Below are 18,019 nucleotides of genomic sequence, written 5' to 3'. Positions count from 1 at the left end.
TATGAAAGCAGCCATCTTCGATACGGTCGGCAGTCCGCTGCGGATCGGCACGGTGCCGGATCCGACGCCGGCGCCGGATGAGGTCGTCTTGCGCATCGCAGCCTGCGGCATCTGCGGCAGCGACCTGCATATCACCGAGGATCCGGTGCCTTTCGGCATCGGTGGAGGTTTCGTTCTTGGCCATGAATTCGCCGGCGACATCATCGCGCTGGGATCACGGGTGGCGAGCCTTCGGATCGGTGAGCGTGTGGCCGTCGTGCCGATGCACGGCTGCGGGCACTGCCAGGCCTGCAGGCGCGGCGATCCAGGCCGCTGTCCCGACATGGTGCTGATTGGTGGCGGCTATGCGCAATACGCGGCCGTCGCCGCGCGCCAGTGCCATGTCTTGCCCGACGACGTTGCGCTGGAGGATGGCGCGCTGGCCGAACCGCTCTCGGTCGCGCTGCATTGCATCATCCGCTCGGGTATGAAACCGGGAGACCGGGTCGCCATCCTGGGCGCCGGGCCGATCGGCCTGCTCGTCGCCTTCTGGGCGCGGCGGCTGGGAGCGTCGTGTGTGGTCGTGGCCGATATCCACAGCCATCAGCGTGACCGTGCGCTTGCGCTTGGCGCGACCGGTTTCGCGCTATCGGGCAACAGGCTGGCGGAGAACCTTGCCGATCTCTGCGGCGGTGCAACCGATATCGTCTTCGAATGCGTCGGCAAGCGCGGCCTCATCGACGCAGCGGTCAAGGCGGTCCGGTTGCAGGGCACGGTGGTCGGCGTCGGCCTGTGTATCGGCGGCGACGAATGGGATCCGTTCGTCGCGCTGACCAAGGAAGTGAACCTGCTCTTCTCGGTCTTCTTCCATCAGCGCAACGAATTCGGCGTCGCCCTCGATGCGCTGCGCGGCGGACCTTTCGCACCGCAGGCGCTGATCACCGATCGGATCGACCTCTCGCCGGTTCCGCAGATATTCGAGAGCCTTCGCCGCCGCACCACGCAATGCAAAGTGCTGATCCAGCCGGACCTTGTTTGAGGAGAGTGAATATGGCCGTTCAATTCGATACGCTCGAATACGATGTCGGTGGCACGAAAACGGTGGTGAAGGCCATCGGTCAGGGCAAGCCCGTGCTGTTCCTGCACGGCGCCTCGACGCTTGAAGGTTTCGACTTCGCCGAAGGCCTCGCCGACCGTTTCCGCGTGCTTTGCGCGAGCCATCCGGGCTTCGGCTTTTCGGGCGCTGCGCCGCATGTGACCGGGATGTCCGACATGGTTCTGCACTACCTGAACCTGCTCGATGTTCTGAACCTGCCGGAGAAGCCTCATCTCATCGGCTTTTCCATGGGCGGCTGGATGGCGACGGAGCTCGCCGGCCTTGCGCGCGAGCGTTTCGACAAGGTGGTGCTGATCGCGCCGGCAGGGCTCAACGACCCCGCGCATCCGGCCACCGATCTGGGCGCGGTCGCGCCGCAGGAGCTGCCGGCCTATCTGGCGCATGACGTCTCGGTGGCGCTGCGCTATTTCCCGGACGGCTCGGATCCCGCCTTTGCGGAGGCCTTCGGCGCCGATCGCGCCCGCGAAGGAGAGACGCTCGGCCGGTTGCTGGCGCCGTTCGGCATGGGCCATCCGAACCTGCGGCGCTTCCTGGCGCGCATCGCCAATCCGACGCTGGTCGTCTGGGGCACCAGGGACCGTCTGCTGCCAGCTGGCCAGGCGCCGCTCTTCGTCGAAGCCCTGCCCGACGCACGCCTGATCCTGGTCGAGGATGCCGGCCATTTCGTCATGCTGGAGAAACCCGAAACACTCAGGAAGATCGGCGATTTCCTCGCCGGCTGACCGCATTTGAAAAGGAGGAGAAGACAATGAACAAACCCATCAAGCACGGCTCGTGGGGGACGACCACCGACTATCGCGACTTGCTCAGCAAGATCGCGGAGATCGGGCCGGCCCTGGAAGCCAACGCCACCACCGATGAGGAGAATGGCGAACTGACTGCGGCCACGTTCGAGCTGCTGAAGCCGCTGCGCATGTCGCATATCTTCGCCGCGGAGAGCCTCGGCGGTGCGCAGCTGCGACCCACCCAGGGTCTCGAACTGCTGGCGGCGATCACCTGGCACTCCGGGGCGGCTGGTTGGGTTTCCATGGTGCATTGCTGCATCGGTGCGATGTCGGCTGCCTTTCTGCCGGACAGCGCAGTCGAGCGGCTTTTCGCGCCGGGCACCGAAAACCGGTTCTCGGGGCAGGGCGCGCCGCTCGGTATGCTGAAGAAAGTCGATGGCGGCTACCGGCTGAATGGCAAGTGGAGCTATGGCAGCGGCTTCAGCCACGCCACCTACAGCCACAGTGCCGCCTTTGTCGACGACGGCACCGGCAAGCCCGCCAAGGACGAGAAGGGCAACTTGATCATCATGTGCGCCCATGCCCCGATCTCTCAGCACAAGCAGCTCGGCAATTGGGACGTTCTGGGCCTCGGTGGCACCGGCAGCATCGACTATGCGGCCGAGGACGTCTTCATCGCCGACGATCTCGTTTTCCCGATCCTGACCGCACCGCCGCTGCGTCAGAAGGAGTTCTTCAGTCTCGGTGTCGTCGGCCTCGCCGCCATCGGGCATACCGGTTGGGCTCTCGGCACTGGGCGGCGGATGCTGGACGAGATCGCCAAGTTCGCCCGCACGAAGTCAGGCCGCGCTGGGCTGATCGGCGAGAGCGAGAAGTTCTGGCACGACTATGGCCGCGCCGAAGCCCGCTATCGCGCTGCCCGCGCCTTTGTCTTCGAAGTCTGGCGCGACATCGAGGCGACGGTCGAAGCCGGCAACAGCGTATCGACGCGGCAGATCAGCCTTGTCCACCTGGCCAAATCCGAGATTCACGAGGTTGGCGTCGATATCTGCAACTTCGCCTACCGCGCCGGCGGCGGCGCGTCGCTGCGTGCCGGCGTGATCCAGCGCACCTTCCGCGAGATGATGGTGGCGGCCAACCATTTCACGATCGCGCCGTCGATCGTCACCTCGGCCGGTCGCGACATCGGCGGCCTGTGGAGCGATCGCACCTGGCAGTTCTACGACCTGATCGAGAAGAAGTAGCCCGCAAGGGCCGGACGGCGGACGCCGTCCGGCCCTTATTCACGCTGCAGAAGAGAGACGTCGATGAGCTTCCCGCATCCGATGACCAACGCCTTCCGCGAAGCCTTTCGCCACCATCCGGCCGGTGTTGCCGTGATCACGGCCGATCCCGGCGACAGGCCGGTGGCAATGACCGTATCCTCGCTGATCTCGGTAAGTGCTGCGCCGCCGGTCGTCGCTTTCTCGCTGTCGATGAAATCGACTTCGTCAGAGCCCTTGCTACGGGCCGAGACCATGGTGATCCACCTGCTGCGCTTCACCGATATCGACCTGGCGCAGCTCTGCGCGTCGAGCGGCGCGGAACGTTTCCCGCCGGGAGGCGCCTGGGCGCGGCTGCCTACGGGCGAACCCCGCTATACCGGCGTTTCGACCTGGTTCCGCGCCCGTCGGCTCGGCATCCTGCCGATCGAGGGCGCGACGCTGGTCGCGGCCGAACTCCTTGACGGCGAGGTGCAGCCGGACGAGGTCCCCCCGGAGGCGCATTCGCTTGTTTATCTCGACCGTCGCTGGCATCGCCTGCACAAGGAACTGGACGGGGTGGCTGAGCTTCTTGAGTCGTCGCGTTTTCTTTGAACGGCGCCGAAGCGCGGGTTGTCCGGTCGTTGCGCACGGGACTTGCAAAGCCAGTCGAAGCGCGTTCGGCGTCAGTCGTACCGCGCTCCCTGGCTCGCCGCGCAGGGTTGAGGGTCATCCGGCCAGTTGGGCATTGGCCGGAACTTCGTCCCGCATCGGATGCGGTACGAGTGGATGGCAATTTTTGTCGCAGATGACGTCAGACTTTTCCTCACATGTTGACGTTAACTTAACATGCTATTATGGTCTGTTTACCGCGTCGGATGCGTCGCTTTTGTATCACCGTTGCTCGTTGATTGTCGTCATGACTGTCCTCCCTATCCCAACCTGCAGGTTTGCCTTGCAGCGCCCTTCACCAGTTGCTGAAAGCGGCGGCGCCCATGCCCAGTTTGCTCGGAATCGATAACGGTCTCACGGTCACCAAGGCGGTGATCTTTGATGCCGATGGCACGCAGTTGTCGGTGTCGCGTCGGCGGGTTCCGCAATTGATGCCCCATGCGCGCTGGGTGGAGCGCGACATGGCAAGGCTATGGCAAGCCACCGCCGATGCCATCCGCGAAGCGATCGCATTGTGCGGCCGGCCCGCCAACGATATCAAGGCGGTGGCGGCGACCGCACACGGCGATGGTCTCTATTTGCTCGACAAGGATCGCCGGCCGCTAGGCCCCGGTATCCTGTCGCTTGACAGCCGCGCCGGCGAGATTGTCGAACAATGGTCGGCGGACGGGGTCTTCCAAAATGCGTTGGCGCGCACCGGACAGGCGCCGCACGTTTCGGCTCCGTCGGCGCTGCTGGCCTGGATCAGGAAGAACCAACCCGACCGCTATGGCCGCATCGGGCATATACTGGCCTGCAAGGACTGGCTGCGCTTTTGCCTGACCGGCACGATCGGCACCGACCGTACCGAGGCCAGCACCTCATTCACGGATTTCCGCACGCAGGATTACGCGCTGGAAGCGATGCGCATCTTCGAACTGGACGATCTTTTCGACGCGCTGCCGCCGATGGCGCATTCGGCCGAGATCGCCGGCCACGTTACCGCCGAGGCCGCCGACATGACCGGCCTTGCCAAGGGGACACCGGTCGCGAGCGGCCTGCATGACGTAACTGGCTCCGCACTTGGCATGGGCGGCCATGAGGAGGGCGTGCTCGCCATTGTCGCCGGGACCTATTCCATCAACGAAGTAGTCTCTTCGCAACCGCGCGTCGATCCGCGTTGGCTCTGTCGCAACGCCATCGACGCCGGCCGCTGGAACAACATGGCGATATCGCCGGCCTCGACCGCGAACTACGATTGGTTTCTCGACACGTTCTGCCGCTCGGAACAGGAGAGGGCATCGGTCGGTGGTGGCTCGATCCACGAGTTTCTGGCAGGCGAGATCGACGCGGCGCTGAAAAAGCGGTCGACCATCCTGTTTCATCCCTATCTGTTCGGCTCCCCCTTTGGCGATGTCGCCAGCGCCAGCTTTGTCGGCCTTCACGGCTGGCACGATCGCGGCGATATGCTCAAGGCGGTCCTGGAGGGCATTGCTTTCAATCATCGTACCCATGTCGAAGCCTTGCGCGACGGCTTTGCTATCAGCGAGATCCGCCTGACCGGCGGCGGCTCGCGCAATCCGGCCTTCGTCCAGATGTTTGCCGATGTGCTGAACGCCCCGGTCATCGTCACCTCGACCGACGAGGCCGCGGCCTTTGGCGCTGCCCTTTGCGCGGGTGCCGCGGTTGGCATCTTCGCGACGCCGCAACAGGGCGCCAGGCAGGTCGGCATGACGGCACGCCAATACGAGCCGAAGGCGGCCTCAAGTGCTGTGTTCAACGAGCGCTTTTCCCTCTATGGCCGCATAGCCGGTGCGCTCGAACCGCATTGGCCGGAGATCGAGAAGCTGGCGCGGCAAGACACTGGGGGAACCGCATGATCAAGGCCGACGAACGACGCGAAGAGATCGCCGACTATGTGATCAAGCTCGGCCAGGTGCGCATCGACAATCTGGTCGAGCATTTCGGCGTATCGCGCATGACCATCCACCGGCACATCGACCGGCTGGCGCAGCAGGGTGTGCTGCGCAAGCTGCACGGTGCGGTGACGGTTCAGCCGTCCGGCCTCTACGAAAGCGCTTTCCGCTACCGGGTGACGGTCAACCGGGCCGAGAAGGATGCCTTGGCGCGGGCAGCGCTCGATTATGTCGAGGCCGGCCAAGTGGTGATGCTGGACGATTCCTCGACGGCAAACGCCGTCGCCACGCTGCTGCTCGACGTCAAGCCGCTGACCGTCATCACCAATTCAGTGGCGACGGCTTCCCTGCTGACCAATGTCGACGAACTCGACTTCATCTGTCTCGGCGGTCAGTACCACGGCACCTACAACGCCTATATCGGCATCGTCTGCGAGAACGCCGTGGCGCAGCTGCGCGCCAATGTGCTGATCTGTTCGGCTTCGGCCATCACTGGAACCACCGCCTTCATCCAGGACCCCAATGTCGTGCGGGTCAAGCAGGCGATGATGGCCGCATCGGTCAAGCGCATCCTTTTGATTGACCATGCCAAGTTCGACAGGATCGCACTGCACGTCTTCGACGATCTGACCAGCTTCGACGTCGTGCTGGCGACCGAAGGCCTGGGCGATGCGCGGGCGCGGGCCCTCGAACGGGCCGGCGTGAAGCTGCGCATCGTCAAGACGAAAGCGCCATGAGCTCAAGCGAAGCAACATTTACGGAAAATCCCGCCGGGCGATTGGCCGCCATGGCCGGGACCGGCGAGGTCGACGTCGTCATCCTTGGCGCCGGCATCAACGGGGCGGGCTTGTTTCGCGACCTGTGCGCGCAGGGCGTCAGCTGCCTGATCGTCGACAAGGCGGATTTCGGCTCCGGCACCAGTGCCGCGCCATCGCGGCTCATTCACGGTGGCCTGAAATATCTAGAAACTGGCGAATTCGGGCTGGTGGCGCAATCGACGCTCGAGCGCAATTTGCTTTTGAAAAACGCGCCGCACTATGTCAGCCCGCTGCCGACCGTCATCCCGATCTTTTCCTGGAGCAAGGGCATGCTGGCGGCGCTGCGGACGCTGTTCGGCTCGACCAGCGCGCCGCGCAGCCGCGGCGCCATCCTGATCAAGATCGGCCTGATGATCTATGATTTCTACGGCTCGCGAAACCAGGTCATGCCGCGCCACCGCATGGTCGGGCGGCGCCAGGCGCTCAGCAAGATGCCGGCGCTCAACCCCTCGATCGTCGCCACCGGCACCTATTACGACGCCAAGATAAGCCATCCCGAAAGGCTGGTGCTCGAACTGATCCTCGATGGGCTGCAGGCAAATACGGCCTCGGCCAGCGCGAACTACACGGCGCTGGCGAAGTCCGCCGATGGCGTGCTGACCTTCCAGCCGAAAAACGGCGCGGCCTTTTCGGTGCGGCCGAAGCTGGTGGTCAATGCCGCCGGTCCATGGATCGACGATGTCAACGATTTGCTAGGCGCGCCGTCGAAGATGATCGGCGGTACCAAGGGCTCGCACATCCTGCTGAAGCATGACGAGCTGGTCAGAAGCCTTGCCGGGCGCATGCTCTATTTCGAGGCCGATGACGGCCGCATCTGCCTTGTCTACGACTATCTCGGCCTGGCGCTGGTCGGCTCTACCGACATCAAGGCCGACAATCCCGACGCGGTACGCTGCGAGCCTGACGAAGTGGAGTACCTGCTCGACAGCGTACGCACGCTGCTGCCGGGGATGGCGTTCGAACGCGACCAGATCGTCTATGCCTATAGCGGCATCCGGCCGCTGCCGGCCTCGGATGCATCGGTGCCCGGCTTAATCAGCCGTGACCACTCGGCGCCAGTCGCCGAGCCGGATGGGAACAGACCTTTCGCGGTCATCTCGCTGATCGGCGGCAAGTGGACGACCTTTCGCGGCTTCGCCGAGGAAGTCGCCGACACCGTGCTCGGCCGCCTGCAGCGCAGCCGCAAGGTGACGACGCAGGCCATGCCGATCGGCGGCGGCAGGGATTTCCCGGCCGATGCCGCAGCGCGAGCAAGTTGGCTGGCTCTGGCTCACTCGGAAACGGGCGCTGGAGGACGGCGTCTCGAGGCGCTGCTGTCGCGATATGGCACCAGAGCCACGCAGATCGCCACGCATGGGTCGGGTGATGAGGGTCGGCTGCCGGATTCAGAAAGCTACAGCAAATCGGAAATCGACTACATCGTCCGCACCGAGTTCGTCGAACATCTGGCCGATATCGTCATGCGCCGCAGCACCCTGGCGATATCAGGGTCACTGACGGGCCGGGATCTGCAGGAGATTGCGACGATTGCCGGACGGGCGCTGGGCTGGAGCGCCGGGCGCCTCGCAGAGGAAGTCGAGGCCGCCGCCCTGGAACTCGAGGACCGGAACCTGATGCGGCTGGGCTGATCATTCCGTCGCCGATGCTCTTTCCCAAGGCAATCCGGTCGGTTTGCCTAAGGATGCGCCGCATCCCCAATCGCTCAACTCACAGGCGGGTTGGGATTTTGCGATATTAGGTATTATTATTGAGAAACAGTTAGTTAGCAAAAAATTGGATAGCCGATGGCTGTGCAATTCTACTGGCTCAGACACGAAATAACACAGATTGACGTTAAATTAACATAGCCGTATGATCAAGTGACATGCTCACCTCCTAATAGGTCGATGTTGCCCGCCGAAATGCCGGCAGACCGGCGTTTCGGGAAGGGCGAGAACTGTGAATTCCCCGTATGTGCATGCGCCAAATCCGGCGAGGGATTGACAGCGATGCAGGGATGTGAAAATTTTTGCACACAAAGATAATAATATCATCTCAGGGAGGAGATGGCTTGAAATCCGGCGGAGCCGCTAACCGCGATCATGAGTCCAGCCTCGCCACCCGCGCGGCCTGGCTTCACTATGCCGGGGGGCTGACGCAGGCCCAGGTGGCCAAGCGGCTCGGCCTGACCAGCCTCAAGGCGCATCGGCTCATCACCCGGGCCACCCAGGATGGCCTTGTCAGGGTAATCATCGACGGCGATGTCGGCGAATGCATCGACCTCGAGCAGCAGCTGATCAATGCTTACGGGCTGGATTACTGCGAGGTCGTTCCTGATCTCGATCAGGACGAGCTGCCGCTGAAGGCCCTTGGCATCGCCGGCGCTCAGTTTCTGAAGCGGGAGATCGATCGCGGCGAGGACATGCTGATCGGCGTCGGCCATGGCCGTACCCTTGCCGCAAGCGTCGAGTATCTGACGCGCACCGCCGCTGCCCATATCCGTTTCGTCTCGCTGCTTGGCGGCGTGACGCGCAAATTCGCGGCCAACCCGCACGATGTCATGCATCGGCTGGCCGAGCGGACCGGCGCGCAGGCCTATGTGATGCCGGTGCCTTTCGTCGCCAACACCGCCGAGGACCGTGAAGTGCTGCTTGGCCAGCGCGGCATCAGCGATGTCTTCGACCTCGCAAGCCGGTCCGACCTGATGTTCGTCGGCATAGGCACCGCCGAACGGGAAGCCTCGCTGGTCGCTACCGCCATGATCGAACATTCCGAAATCGATGAGGTCAAACGGGATGGCGGCGTCGGCGAGCTGCTCGCCCACTTCTTCGACGACAAGGGACGCCCGGTGGAAACGGCGCTGTCGGACAGAATCCTGGCGCTTCCGCGGGACCAGTTGAAGGGCCGTCGGATCGTCGCAGTCGCCGGCGGCAAGGTGAAAATACGCGCCATCAAGGCGGTGCTCGAAAGCCGCTATCTGAGCGGGCTGATCACTGACGAGTCCACCGCCCGTGCCCTTGTCGAACAGAACAAACCCAATGGTGCGAAGCGCCATGTGAACGGAGGATCGTCAAATGCGTGACAAGCGCGGATCAGCCTTGCCGGCGGTTGCGTCATGAGCGCGAAGGCCGCCCCCGCACCAACCAGGCCGGCTTCGCCCGGCTTGCGTCGGGTACTTGCCGGCGCTGCGGTTGTCGTCCTGCTCGGCGCCATGGCGCTCGACACCAACGTGGTCAGGATCGGCTCTGCCGGCGATGTCCGCAGCGCCGTCTTTTCCGCCGCCGACTACGGCAAGTCGGAGTTTCCCAAGGTGCAGGCCGATGTCGAAGCGCGTGCCGCCGACGCGGCAACGGTGGCGACGGCGATCACCAAGGACAGGGCAACGGCGGAAAAGGAATACGGCGTGCCGGCGGGCGTTGGGCCGGTCATCTCGGTGAAGTTCACCGGCGTCGTCGGCGAAGGAAAATCGGGCATCTACAAAGTCGCCGTCGAAGGTGTGCCGGACACGCTGATGATCCGCGTGCAGACGGGACCGGCGATCAACGGCACCGAGCTTCGCGACGCCACCGGCAAGATCACATTCGGCCAGTTCACCAACCAGATCGAATACCAGGACGCCGGTTCGGCGCTGAACAACGAGATGAAGAAGGAAATCCTGGCCAAGGTCGATACGAGCACCTTGACCGGCAAGACCATATCGGTGGTCGGCGCATTCAAGCTGGTCAACCCGAAGAGCTGGCTGGTCACTCCGGTGAGGCTGGAGGTCAAATGAGCGCGGCTGCCGACACCGGACCCGCGAATGGCGACGCCGTGCTTTCGGCGCGCAACATCGTCATGTCGTATGGCGGCGTCCATGCACTCAAGGGCGTCAATTTCGACATCCATCGCGGCAAGGTCACCACGCTGTTCGGAGAAAATGGCGCCGGCAAGTCGACGCTGATGAAGATCCTCTCCGGCGTGGTCACGCCGACATCCGGCGACATCGTGCTCGACGGCAATCTCGTCAGTTTTTCCTCATCCTCGGACGCACGCGATCGCGGCATCTCGATCATTCACCAGGAACTGAGCCTGGCGCCCAATCTCAGCGTTCGCGACAACATCTTCATGGGCCGCGAACTGCGCACCAGGACCGGCCTCGACTTCGCCGAAGAATCGCGCCAGGCGCGCGCGCTGATGGCTGATCTCGAAGAGGACATCGACCCGATGACCCTGGTCGAGGATCTGCGCCTGGGCCAACAGCAGATCGTCGAGATCGCGCGGGCGCTGTCGGTCGATTCGCGCATCCTGATCATGGACGAGCCGACCTCGGCGCTCAGCGCCACAGAGGTGGAGGTGCTGTTCAAGGTGATCCGCGATTTGACCAGCCGCGGCGTTTCCATCGTCTACATCTCACATCACCTCGAAGAGGCGCTGCAGATCACCGACTACGCCGTTGTCCTGCGCGACGGGGCGATAACGGCGACGGCTGAAGCCAGAAACATCGACCTCGAGTGGATCGTCCGCAACATGGTCGGCGAGAACTTCGATCTCGGCTCGCCGCCGACCGGCCATGCGTTCGGTGAGGTCGCCCTGTCGATCGAGGATGTCAGCGTCGTCGACACTTCGGGCTCGGGCTATTCCGTCGTCGACCACCTGTCGCTGGATGTCCGGGCAGGCGAGATCGTCTGCATCTATGGGCTGATGGGCGCCGGGCGCACGGAATTGCTGGAAGCCGTCGCCGGACGGGTGCCGATGGCGGGCGGCCGCGCGCTTCTGGAAGGCGAGGACGTTTCGGGACTGAGCATTGCCCAGCGCATCTCCAGAGGTCTTGTGCTGGTCCCCGAGGACCGCCAGCGCGACGGGCTGGTGCAGACGATGACCGTCGGCCGCAATCTCTCGCTGGCCAGCATCGAGGCGTTCGCCAAGGGGCTGTTTCTGTCCCGTTCCAAGGAGGGTGGGCTGGTCGAGGATTCGATCCGCAAGGTGACCATAAAGACCGCAGGCGGCAATGCCATGATCGGATCGCTGTCGGGCGGCAATCAGCAGAAGGTCGTCATCGGCAAGATGCTGACGACCAACCCAAAAGTCATCCTTCTCGACGAACCGAGCCGTGGCATCGATGTCGGCGCCAAGGCCGAGGTCTTCCGCTTGCTGAGCGAACGCGCCGCGCAAGGGCTTGCGGTCGTCTTCTCGACCTCTGAGGTCAACGAATGCCTCAGCATTGCCCACCGCATCGTCGTCATGCGGCGTGGCAGGATTTCAGCTGAATTCGGCGCCAACGCCACCAAAGAGCAGATCATGGCCGCCTCTGGCGAAGCCGTGGTCGCCTGATCACCAGAATTTCGGAGCCCAGACCAATGACCGACGTCAGCCAGGCCAGAAAACAGTCCAGTCCAAGCGCGGGCGGCGAAGGCTTCGATCTCGCCAAGCTGCTGCTCGAGGGTCGCGCTTTCTTTGCCCTGATCGTCATCATCGTCGTGTTCTCGATCCTGTCGCCCTACTATCTCTCGGTGGCGAATTTCCTGACCATGGCCTCGCATGTCGCCATCTTCGGAATCCTCGCGATCGGCATGCTGCTCGTCATCCTCAATGGCGGTATCGACCTGTCGGTGGGGTCGACGCTGGGCTTGGCCGGTGTCGTTGCCGGGTTCCTGATGCAAGGCGTGACGCTGACCTGGCTGGGTGTCGTTCTCTATCCGCCGGTCTGGGTGGTCGCGGTGTTGGCCTGCATGCTCGGCGCCGTCGTCGGACTGATCAACGGCGTGCTCATCGCGCGCTTCAAGGTTCCGGCTTTCGTCGCCACGCTCGGCGTCATGTACATGGCACGCGGCCTGGCGCTGCTGATGACCAGCGGCCTGACCTATAACAATCTCGGCGGCAAGCCCGAGCTCGGAAACACCGGCTTCGATGCGCTTGGCTTCAACCGCCTGTTCGGCGTGCCGACGGGCGTCGTGGTTCTCGTGGTCATCGCGCTCATTGGCAGCATCGTCTTGAACCGCACCGCTTTCGGGCGCTGGCTCTACGCCTCGGGCGGCAACGAGCGCGCGGCCGAACTCTCCGGCGTTCCGGTCAAGACGGTGCAGATTTCCGTCTATGTGCTGTCGGGCATCTGTGCCGCCATCGCCGGCCTGATCCTGTCCTCGCAGTTGACGTCGGCTGGACCGACCGCCGGCACCACCTACGAACTGACGGCCATCGCGGCCGTCGTCATCGGCGGCGCGGCACTGACCGGCGGGCGCGGCAACATCCGCGGAACCCTGCTTGGGGCCTTCGTCATCGGCTTCCTGTCCGACGGTCTGGTGATCATCGGCATCTCATCCTACTGGCAGACAGTGTTCACGGGCGCGGTCATCGTGCTCGCCGTGCTCCTCAATGCCGTTCAGTATCGCCGCCGTAGCAAGCTCCCAAGCGCGTCAGGTGGCCAACCGACTTCTCAGAAACGGGGGAAGGCCGAACCGGCCAATCCTGCCCAAGGGAAGACTGCCAGGTGAACTGGCAGCAACACCGCGTAATCATTGGAGGAATGTACATGAAAACCATGCTGAAAAGTCTGCTCGCCGCCGCGATGGTCGTCGGGTTCACGGCCGCCGCGTCAGCCGCGGGCCTGATCTCGATCATCGTCAACGATCCGGCCAACCCCTACTGGCTGACCGAGGGCAACGTCGCCAAGGCCGAGGCTGAAAAGCTTGGCTATACGGCCAATGTCGGTGCCCACAAGGGCGATACCAATACCGAAAGCAATTTGATCGACACCGCCATCACCAACAAGTCGGTGGCGATCATCCTCGATCCGGCCAACGCCGACGGCTCTGTCGGTGCGGTGAAGAAGGCGATTGCAGCCAACATCCCGGTGTTCCTCGTCAATGCCGAGATCAATCAGGAAGGCCTCGCCAAGGGTCAGCTCGTTTCCAATAACGCGCAGGGTGCTGCTCTCGGTGCCCAGCAGTGGGTGCAGGCCGTCGGCGAAAAGGGCAAATATGTCGAACTGCTCGGCGCCCCGTCTGACAACAACGCCGCCACGCGCTCGAACGGGTACGCGACTGTGCTGAGCCAGTACCCGGATCTCGAAAAGGCTGCTTCGCAGGTCGCCAACTGGGATCGTACCCAGGGCCACGACAAGATGCAGAGCATGCTGCAGGCCAATCCCGACATCATCGCCGTGATCAGCGGCAATGACGAGATGGCGCTTGGCGCGGTTGCGGCGCTGAAGGAAGCCGGCAAGCTCGCCGGCATCAAGGTCGGTGGCTTCGACGGCTCCCCGGATGCGGTTGCGGCGATCAAGTCCGGCGAACTGCAGTACACCGTGCTTCAGCCGGTCGCCATCTTCTCGGCCAAGGCCGTGCAGCAGGCGGATTCGTTTATCAAGACGGGTGCCACCGGTGCGGCGACCGAGAAGCAGCTGTTCGATTGCCTTCTCATCACCAAGGACAATGTCGACAAGTACACCGCACCCTTCGTGTTGTCTGAGTAATACCTGTACAGGGGGTGTCCTTGCGGACACTCCCTGCCTCTTCTACGAAATGACTGCCCTCGTGAACCGCCTTCGCAACCAACCGGAATTTGCGGCATGAAAGACCTGCTGATCGGCATCGACGCGGGAACGTCGGTGATCAAATCGATCGCTTTCGACCTGTCCGGGCGGCAGCTCGCCATGACGTCGGTGCCCAATAGCTTCGTCACGCTGGAAGGCGGCGGCGCCGAGCAGGACCTCGACCAGACCTGGCGCGACATGGCGCGGACCGTTCGCGATCTCGCGGCCAAGGTTCCCGACCTCGCGCAACGAACCGCGGCGGTGGCCATCACCGGGCAGGGCGACGGAACCTGGCTGATCGATGGCGACGGCTTGCCTGTCTCGCGCGCCTGGCTGTGGCTTGATGCCCGAGCTGGACATCTGGTGGACGAGATGCGCGCCGATCCCCGGGATCGCAGGCGGTTCGAGCTGACCGGCACGGGGCTGAATTCCTGCCAGCAAGGCGCCCAGCTTGCCTTCATGAAAAAGAACCATCCCGACATGCTGGAGCGGGCGGCGACCGCACTGCATTGCAAGGATTGGCTCTACTTCAAGATGACGGGCGAACGCGCCACGGATCCCTCCGAGGGAACCTTCACCTTCGGCGATTTTCGGTCGCGCAGCTATTCCGACGAAGCCCTCGACATCCTGGATCTGACGACGCATCGCCGCCTGTTGCCTCCCATGCTCGAAGGCACCACCGACCATCATCCGCTGTCGCGATCGGCGGCGGCAGAGACTGGCCTGCTCGAAGGCACGCCGGTGGTGCTGGGTTACGTCGATATGGTCATGACGGCGCTCGGAGCCGGCCTCTATGATCCCTCGGGCAATGTCGGCTGCACGGTCATCGGCTCGACCGGCATACACACACGCTTTGCCGCCACTCCCGACGATGTCGTGCTGAACGACGATGGCTCCGGCTACACGATCGCCATGCCTATTCCAGGCGCCTTTGCACAATTGCAATCCAACATGGCGGCGACGCTCAACATAGACTGGGTGCTTGGCCTTGCGCGCGACGTGCTCGCGACGGCTGGCGGCAAGCCTTCTCATGACGAGTTGCTGAAGGCCCTCGACGCTTGGGTGGAAGCATCGGAGCCTGGTTCGCTGATCTACCAGCCCTATATATCGCTGGCCGGTGAAAGAGGACCGTTCGTCGATCCTGACGCACGCGCTGGCTTCATCGGCCTTTCGGTCAAGCACGGCTTTGGCGATCTGGCACGCGGCGTCCTCGAGGGACTGGCCTTCGCCGCACGCGATTGCTACCAGGCGATGGGCGCCGTGCCGAGCGAGATCCGCCTGTCGGGCGGCGCCGCGCGCAGCCCCTCCCTACGCCGCATCATCGCGGCGGCGACCCGGGCGCAGGTGCGCACCAGCAGTCGCCAGGAAGCCGGCGCGGCAGGCGCCGCGATGATGGCGGCCGTCGGCCTCGGCGTCTATGGCTCGATGGAAGACTGCGCCGCCGAATGGGTGACGCCGCTTCTCGGCGACTGCGATGCCTATGACGAGGCGCTTTCGCATACCTACGATGCCCTCTTCCCTTCCTTCGTTGCAGCGCGTCAGGCGCTTCGGCCGGTGTGGAAGGGCATGGCGCACCGCACAGGAGCAAGATCTTGAGCAATACAACAGATGTCGTCGATCTCTTCGTGATCGGCGGCGGCGTCAATGGAGCCGGCATAGCGCGTGATGCGGCAGGTCGCGGGCTGTCCGTCATCCTGTGCGAAAAGGACGATCTCGCGCAAGGCACGAGCTCGCGCTCCGGCAAGCTGGTGCATGGCGGCCTGCGTTACCTCGAATATTATGAATTCCGGCTGGTTCGCGAAGCACTGATCGAACGCGAGGTGCTGCTCGAGGCAGCGCCGCACATCATCTGGCCGATGCGCTTCGTTCTTCCGCACAGCCCGCAAGACAGGCCGGCATGGCTGGTCCGGCTCGGGCTGTTTCTCTACGACCACCTTGGCGGCCGTAAACGCCTGCCGGGGACACGAACACTGAACCTCAGGACTGCGCCGGAAGGCGCGCCGATCAAGGACGAATTCAAGCGCGGTTTCGAATATTCCGACTGCTGGGTCGACGATGCGCGCCTGGTGCTGCTCAACGCCCTGGATGCCAGGCAGCGCGGTGCCAGAGTGCTCACGCGCACCGCCTGTGTCGCGGCCCGCCGCGAAAACGGACTATGGTCGATCGACATGCAGGATGGTCGCACGGGTGCGGTGACGAAGGTCCGGGCGCGGGCGCTGGTCAACGCGGCCGGGCCGTGGGTCAACGACATTGTCAGCCGAGTCGCCGGGCAGAACTCCACCCGCAATGTTCGCCTGGTGAAAGGCAGTCATATCGTCGTGCCCAAATTCTGGGAGGGGCGGCAGGCCTATCTCATCCAGAACAACGACAAGCGAGTGATCTTCGTCAACCCCTACGAGAACGATCTGGCGCTGATCGGCACGACCGACATTCCCTACGAAGGCAGGCCCGAGGAAGTGGTCGCCGAGGCAAGCGAAGTCGATTACCTGATCAAGGTGGTCAATCGCTATTTCAAGCGACAGCTGACGTCACAGGACGTGGTCCATAGTTTCTCAGGCGTGCGTCCGCTCTATGACGACAATGCCGACAATCCAAGCGCGGTGACGCGCGACTATATTTTCGAACTCGACGCCTCCAATGGCAACGCGCCGCTGCTGTCGGTGTTCGGCGGCAAGATCACCACCTTCCGCAAGCTGTCGGAACATGCGCTGGAAAAGATCCAGCCGTTTTTTCCGATGATGAAGAAAGCCTGGACGGCCAAAATCCCCTTGCCGGGAGGCGACCTGCCCAATGCGGACTTCGAGCAGTTCCTGAGCGATCTGCATTCCGAGTTTTTATGGCTCAGCCCGTCGCTGGTGAAGCACTACGCTCGAAGCTACGGCACCCGTGCCAGGCAATTGCTCGCCGGCGCACAGCGCGAGGCGGATCTCGGCCGCCGCTTCGGTCCCGACCTGTATGAGCGGGAGGCAAGGTTCCTGGCCGAGACCGAATGGGCCGGCACATCAGCCGATATTCTGGAACGCCGCACCAAACATGGCCTGCATCTCAATGCGGCCGAGCGGAAAGCATTCGAAGACTGGTTCGATAACATCATGGCGACGGCAGACTGATGGCCTTCACGCTTTCCCTCAACACCAATCCGCTGGTCAACCGTTTCGCCGATCCGGACGATTTGATCGACGCGATTGCCTATGGCATCGGTATCCGCGACGTGCAGCTGACGCATGAATTCGTCAATCCGGGCTGGCCGGCGGCAACGATTGCCAAATTCCTGCGCCTGTTCGACAGGGCGCTTTCGCGGACCGGCGTGCGGATCACCTCCGGCATGACCGGACCTTATGGCCGGCTCAATCACTTCGGCCATCCGGACGCGGATGTCCGGCGCTACTATGTCGACTGGTTCAAGACCTTCGCCGATATTTCCGCGGAACTCGGTGCGTCGGGCATGGGCACGCAGTTCGCCATCTTCACCCACAAGGACTTTGACGATCCGCAACGGCGGGCAGTGCTTCTCGATATCGCCCTCGAATGCTGGCGCGAGGTGGCCGAACACGCCAAGGCGGCGGGTCTGACATACCTGTTCTGGGAGCCGATGTCGGTCGGCCGCGAGTTCGGCCACACGATCGAAAGCTGCGCCACGCTGCAAGGCGCCATCGACGCGGCGAAGCTGCCCATACCGATGAAAATGATGGTCGACATCGACCATGGCGACGTCACTTCGCCCAACCCTGCCGACACCGATCCCTATGCCTGGGCGAAAGCGTTTCCCTTGCAATCGCCGATCATCCACATCAAGCAGTCGTCGATGAATAAGGGCGGGCACTGGCCGTTCACGGCCGCCTACAACAAGGATGGCCGCATAGTGCCGCAGAAGTTGCTGGACGCGGTTCGGCAGGGCGGTGGAACCGACAATGAAATTTGCCTTGAACTTTCCTTCAGGGAGAGGGAACCAGTCGACCATCAGGTTATCGAGATGATCCGCGAGTCGGTGGATTTCTGGGCGCCTCATATCGACAGCGGTCGCGACAGTCTCAAGCCTCGGGCTTGAGTGAAATGCTGGCTAGACGCCGGCACCGATGGTGG

Annotated in this window: 15 protein-coding genes; all 15 read left to right on the top strand. The window is 63.3% G+C overall.

The features are described 5' to 3' along the window. Nucleotide 1: 1 nt before the first annotated feature. The 15 genes from NKJ11_RS04005 to NKJ11_RS03935 all read left to right on the top strand — a co-directional run bounded on the left by NKJ11_RS04005 (nt 2) and on the right by NKJ11_RS03935 (nt 17,984). Nucleotides 2-1,018: a zinc-dependent alcohol dehydrogenase gene (locus NKJ11_RS04005; RefSeq protein ID WP_128302313.1), complete on the top strand. Its 1,017-nt coding sequence runs from the start codon at nt 2-4 to the stop codon at nt 1,016-1,018. Between the two features lie 11 nt (nt 1,019-1,029). Further along, nucleotides 1,030-1,818: an alpha/beta fold hydrolase gene (locus NKJ11_RS04000; protein ID WP_352792726.1), complete on the top strand. Its 789-nt coding sequence runs from the start codon at nt 1,030-1,032 to the stop codon at nt 1,816-1,818. Between the two features lie 26 nt (nt 1,819-1,844). After that, nucleotides 1,845-3,065 (top strand): acyl-CoA dehydrogenase family protein, encoded by a 1,221-nt coding sequence (locus NKJ11_RS03995; RefSeq protein WP_128302315.1) that lies wholly within the window; start codon nt 1,845-1,847, stop codon nt 3,063-3,065. A 63-nt stretch (nt 3,066-3,128) separates the two neighbouring features. Next, the gene (locus NKJ11_RS03990) at nt 3,129-3,677 is read left to right on the top strand and encodes a flavin reductase family protein (protein WP_127255083.1); all 549 of its coding nucleotides are present in this window, start codon (nt 3,129-3,131) and stop codon (nt 3,675-3,677) included. A gap of 380 nt (nt 3,678-4,057) precedes the next feature. Further along, a complete protein-coding gene (locus NKJ11_RS03985) occupies nt 4,058-5,593 on the top strand; it encodes an FGGY-family carbohydrate kinase (RefSeq protein WP_128302316.1) in 1,536 nt (511 codons plus the stop codon). Beyond that, on the top strand, nt 5,590-6,366 hold the full coding sequence (locus tag NKJ11_RS03980; protein WP_352792725.1) for a DeoR/GlpR family DNA-binding transcription regulator: 777 nt from the start codon (nt 5,590-5,592) through the stop codon (nt 6,364-6,366). The genes NKJ11_RS03985 and NKJ11_RS03980 overlap by 4 nt, the downstream gene beginning before the upstream one ends. Next, entirely contained in the window at nt 6,363-8,075 is a 1,713-nt protein-coding gene (locus NKJ11_RS03975) for a glycerol-3-phosphate dehydrogenase/oxidase (RefSeq protein WP_502896762.1), read from the top strand. The genes NKJ11_RS03980 and NKJ11_RS03975 overlap by 4 nt, the downstream gene beginning before the upstream one ends. A gap of 422 nt (nt 8,076-8,497) precedes the next feature. Further along, a complete protein-coding gene (locus tag NKJ11_RS03970; RefSeq protein ID WP_127296545.1) occupies nt 8,498-9,508 on the top strand; it encodes a sugar-binding transcriptional regulator in 1,011 nt (336 codons plus the stop codon). A gap of 33 nt (nt 9,509-9,541) precedes the next feature. Further along, entirely contained in the window at nt 9,542-10,198 is a 657-nt protein-coding gene (locus NKJ11_RS03965) for a DUF2291 domain-containing protein (protein WP_127296544.1), read from the top strand. Beyond that, on the top strand, nt 10,195-11,736 hold the full coding sequence (locus NKJ11_RS03960; protein ID WP_352440100.1) for a sugar ABC transporter ATP-binding protein: 1,542 nt from the start codon (nt 10,195-10,197) through the stop codon (nt 11,734-11,736). Before NKJ11_RS03965 ends, NKJ11_RS03960 begins: the two co-directional genes overlap by 4 nt. Before the next feature lie 26 nt (nt 11,737-11,762). Next, nucleotides 11,763-12,896: an ABC transporter permease gene (locus NKJ11_RS03955; protein WP_128302320.1), complete on the top strand. Its 1,134-nt coding sequence runs from the start codon at nt 11,763-11,765 to the stop codon at nt 12,894-12,896. Between the two features lie 38 nt (nt 12,897-12,934). Next, nucleotides 12,935-13,876, top strand: a complete 942-nt coding sequence (locus NKJ11_RS03950; protein ID WP_013533072.1) for a D-ribose ABC transporter substrate-binding protein — start codon at nt 12,935-12,937, stop codon at nt 13,874-13,876. Between the two features lie 96 nt (nt 13,877-13,972). Further along, nucleotides 13,973-15,532 (top strand): FGGY-family carbohydrate kinase, encoded by a 1,560-nt coding sequence (locus tag NKJ11_RS03945; protein ID WP_128302321.1) that lies wholly within the window; start codon nt 13,973-13,975, stop codon nt 15,530-15,532. Then, nucleotides 15,529-17,046 (top strand): glycerol-3-phosphate dehydrogenase, encoded by a 1,518-nt coding sequence (locus tag NKJ11_RS03940; protein ID WP_128302322.1) that lies wholly within the window; start codon nt 15,529-15,531, stop codon nt 17,044-17,046. The genes NKJ11_RS03945 and NKJ11_RS03940 overlap by 4 nt, the downstream gene beginning before the upstream one ends. Continuing rightward, a complete protein-coding gene (locus NKJ11_RS03935; protein ID WP_023808905.1) occupies nt 17,046-17,984 on the top strand; it encodes a sugar phosphate isomerase/epimerase family protein in 939 nt (312 codons plus the stop codon). The genes NKJ11_RS03940 and NKJ11_RS03935 overlap by 1 nt, the downstream gene beginning before the upstream one ends. The last annotated feature ends 35 nt before the right edge of the window (nt 17,985-18,019 follow it).

The sequence above is a fragment of the Mesorhizobium sp. M0243 genome, assembly GCF_040321775.1.
Taxonomy (GTDB): Bacteria; Pseudomonadota; Alphaproteobacteria; order Rhizobiales; family Rhizobiaceae; genus Mesorhizobium.
The sequence above is the reverse complement of the archived record's forward strand: the minus strand, read 5'-3'. Positions and strand labels throughout refer to the sequence as shown.

Excerpts from the sequence above, each read along its gene's own strand:
- NKJ11_RS04005 (WP_128302313.1), top strand. The coding sequence starts at position 2 with ATGAAAGCAGCCATCTTCGATACGGTCGGCAGTCCGCTGCGGATCGGC.
- NKJ11_RS04000 (WP_352792726.1), top strand. The coding sequence starts at position 1,030 with ATGGCCGTTCAATTCGATACGCTCGAATACGATGTCGGTGGCACGAAA.
- NKJ11_RS03995 (WP_128302315.1), top strand. The coding sequence starts at position 1,845 with ATGAACAAACCCATCAAGCACGGCTCGTGGGGGACGACCACCGACTAT.
- NKJ11_RS03990 (WP_127255083.1), top strand. The coding sequence starts at position 3,129 with ATGAGCTTCCCGCATCCGATGACCAACGCCTTCCGCGAAGCCTTTCGC.
- NKJ11_RS03985 (WP_128302316.1), top strand. The coding sequence starts at position 4,058 with ATGCCCAGTTTGCTCGGAATCGATAACGGTCTCACGGTCACCAAGGCG.
- NKJ11_RS03980 (WP_352792725.1), top strand. The coding sequence starts at position 5,590 with ATGATCAAGGCCGACGAACGACGCGAAGAGATCGCCGACTATGTGATC.
- NKJ11_RS03975 (WP_502896762.1), top strand. The coding sequence starts at position 6,363 with ATGAGCTCAAGCGAAGCAACATTTACGGAAAATCCCGCCGGGCGATTG.
- NKJ11_RS03965 (WP_127296544.1), top strand. The coding sequence starts at position 9,542 with ATGAGCGCGAAGGCCGCCCCCGCACCAACCAGGCCGGCTTCGCCCGGC.
- NKJ11_RS03960 (WP_352440100.1), top strand. The coding sequence starts at position 10,195 with ATGAGCGCGGCTGCCGACACCGGACCCGCGAATGGCGACGCCGTGCTT.
- NKJ11_RS03955 (WP_128302320.1), top strand. The coding sequence starts at position 11,763 with ATGACCGACGTCAGCCAGGCCAGAAAACAGTCCAGTCCAAGCGCGGGC.
- NKJ11_RS03950 (WP_013533072.1), top strand. The coding sequence starts at position 12,935 with ATGAAAACCATGCTGAAAAGTCTGCTCGCCGCCGCGATGGTCGTCGGG.
- NKJ11_RS03945 (WP_128302321.1), top strand. The coding sequence starts at position 13,973 with ATGAAAGACCTGCTGATCGGCATCGACGCGGGAACGTCGGTGATCAAA.
- NKJ11_RS03935 (WP_023808905.1), top strand. The coding sequence starts at position 17,046 with ATGGCCTTCACGCTTTCCCTCAACACCAATCCGCTGGTCAACCGTTTC.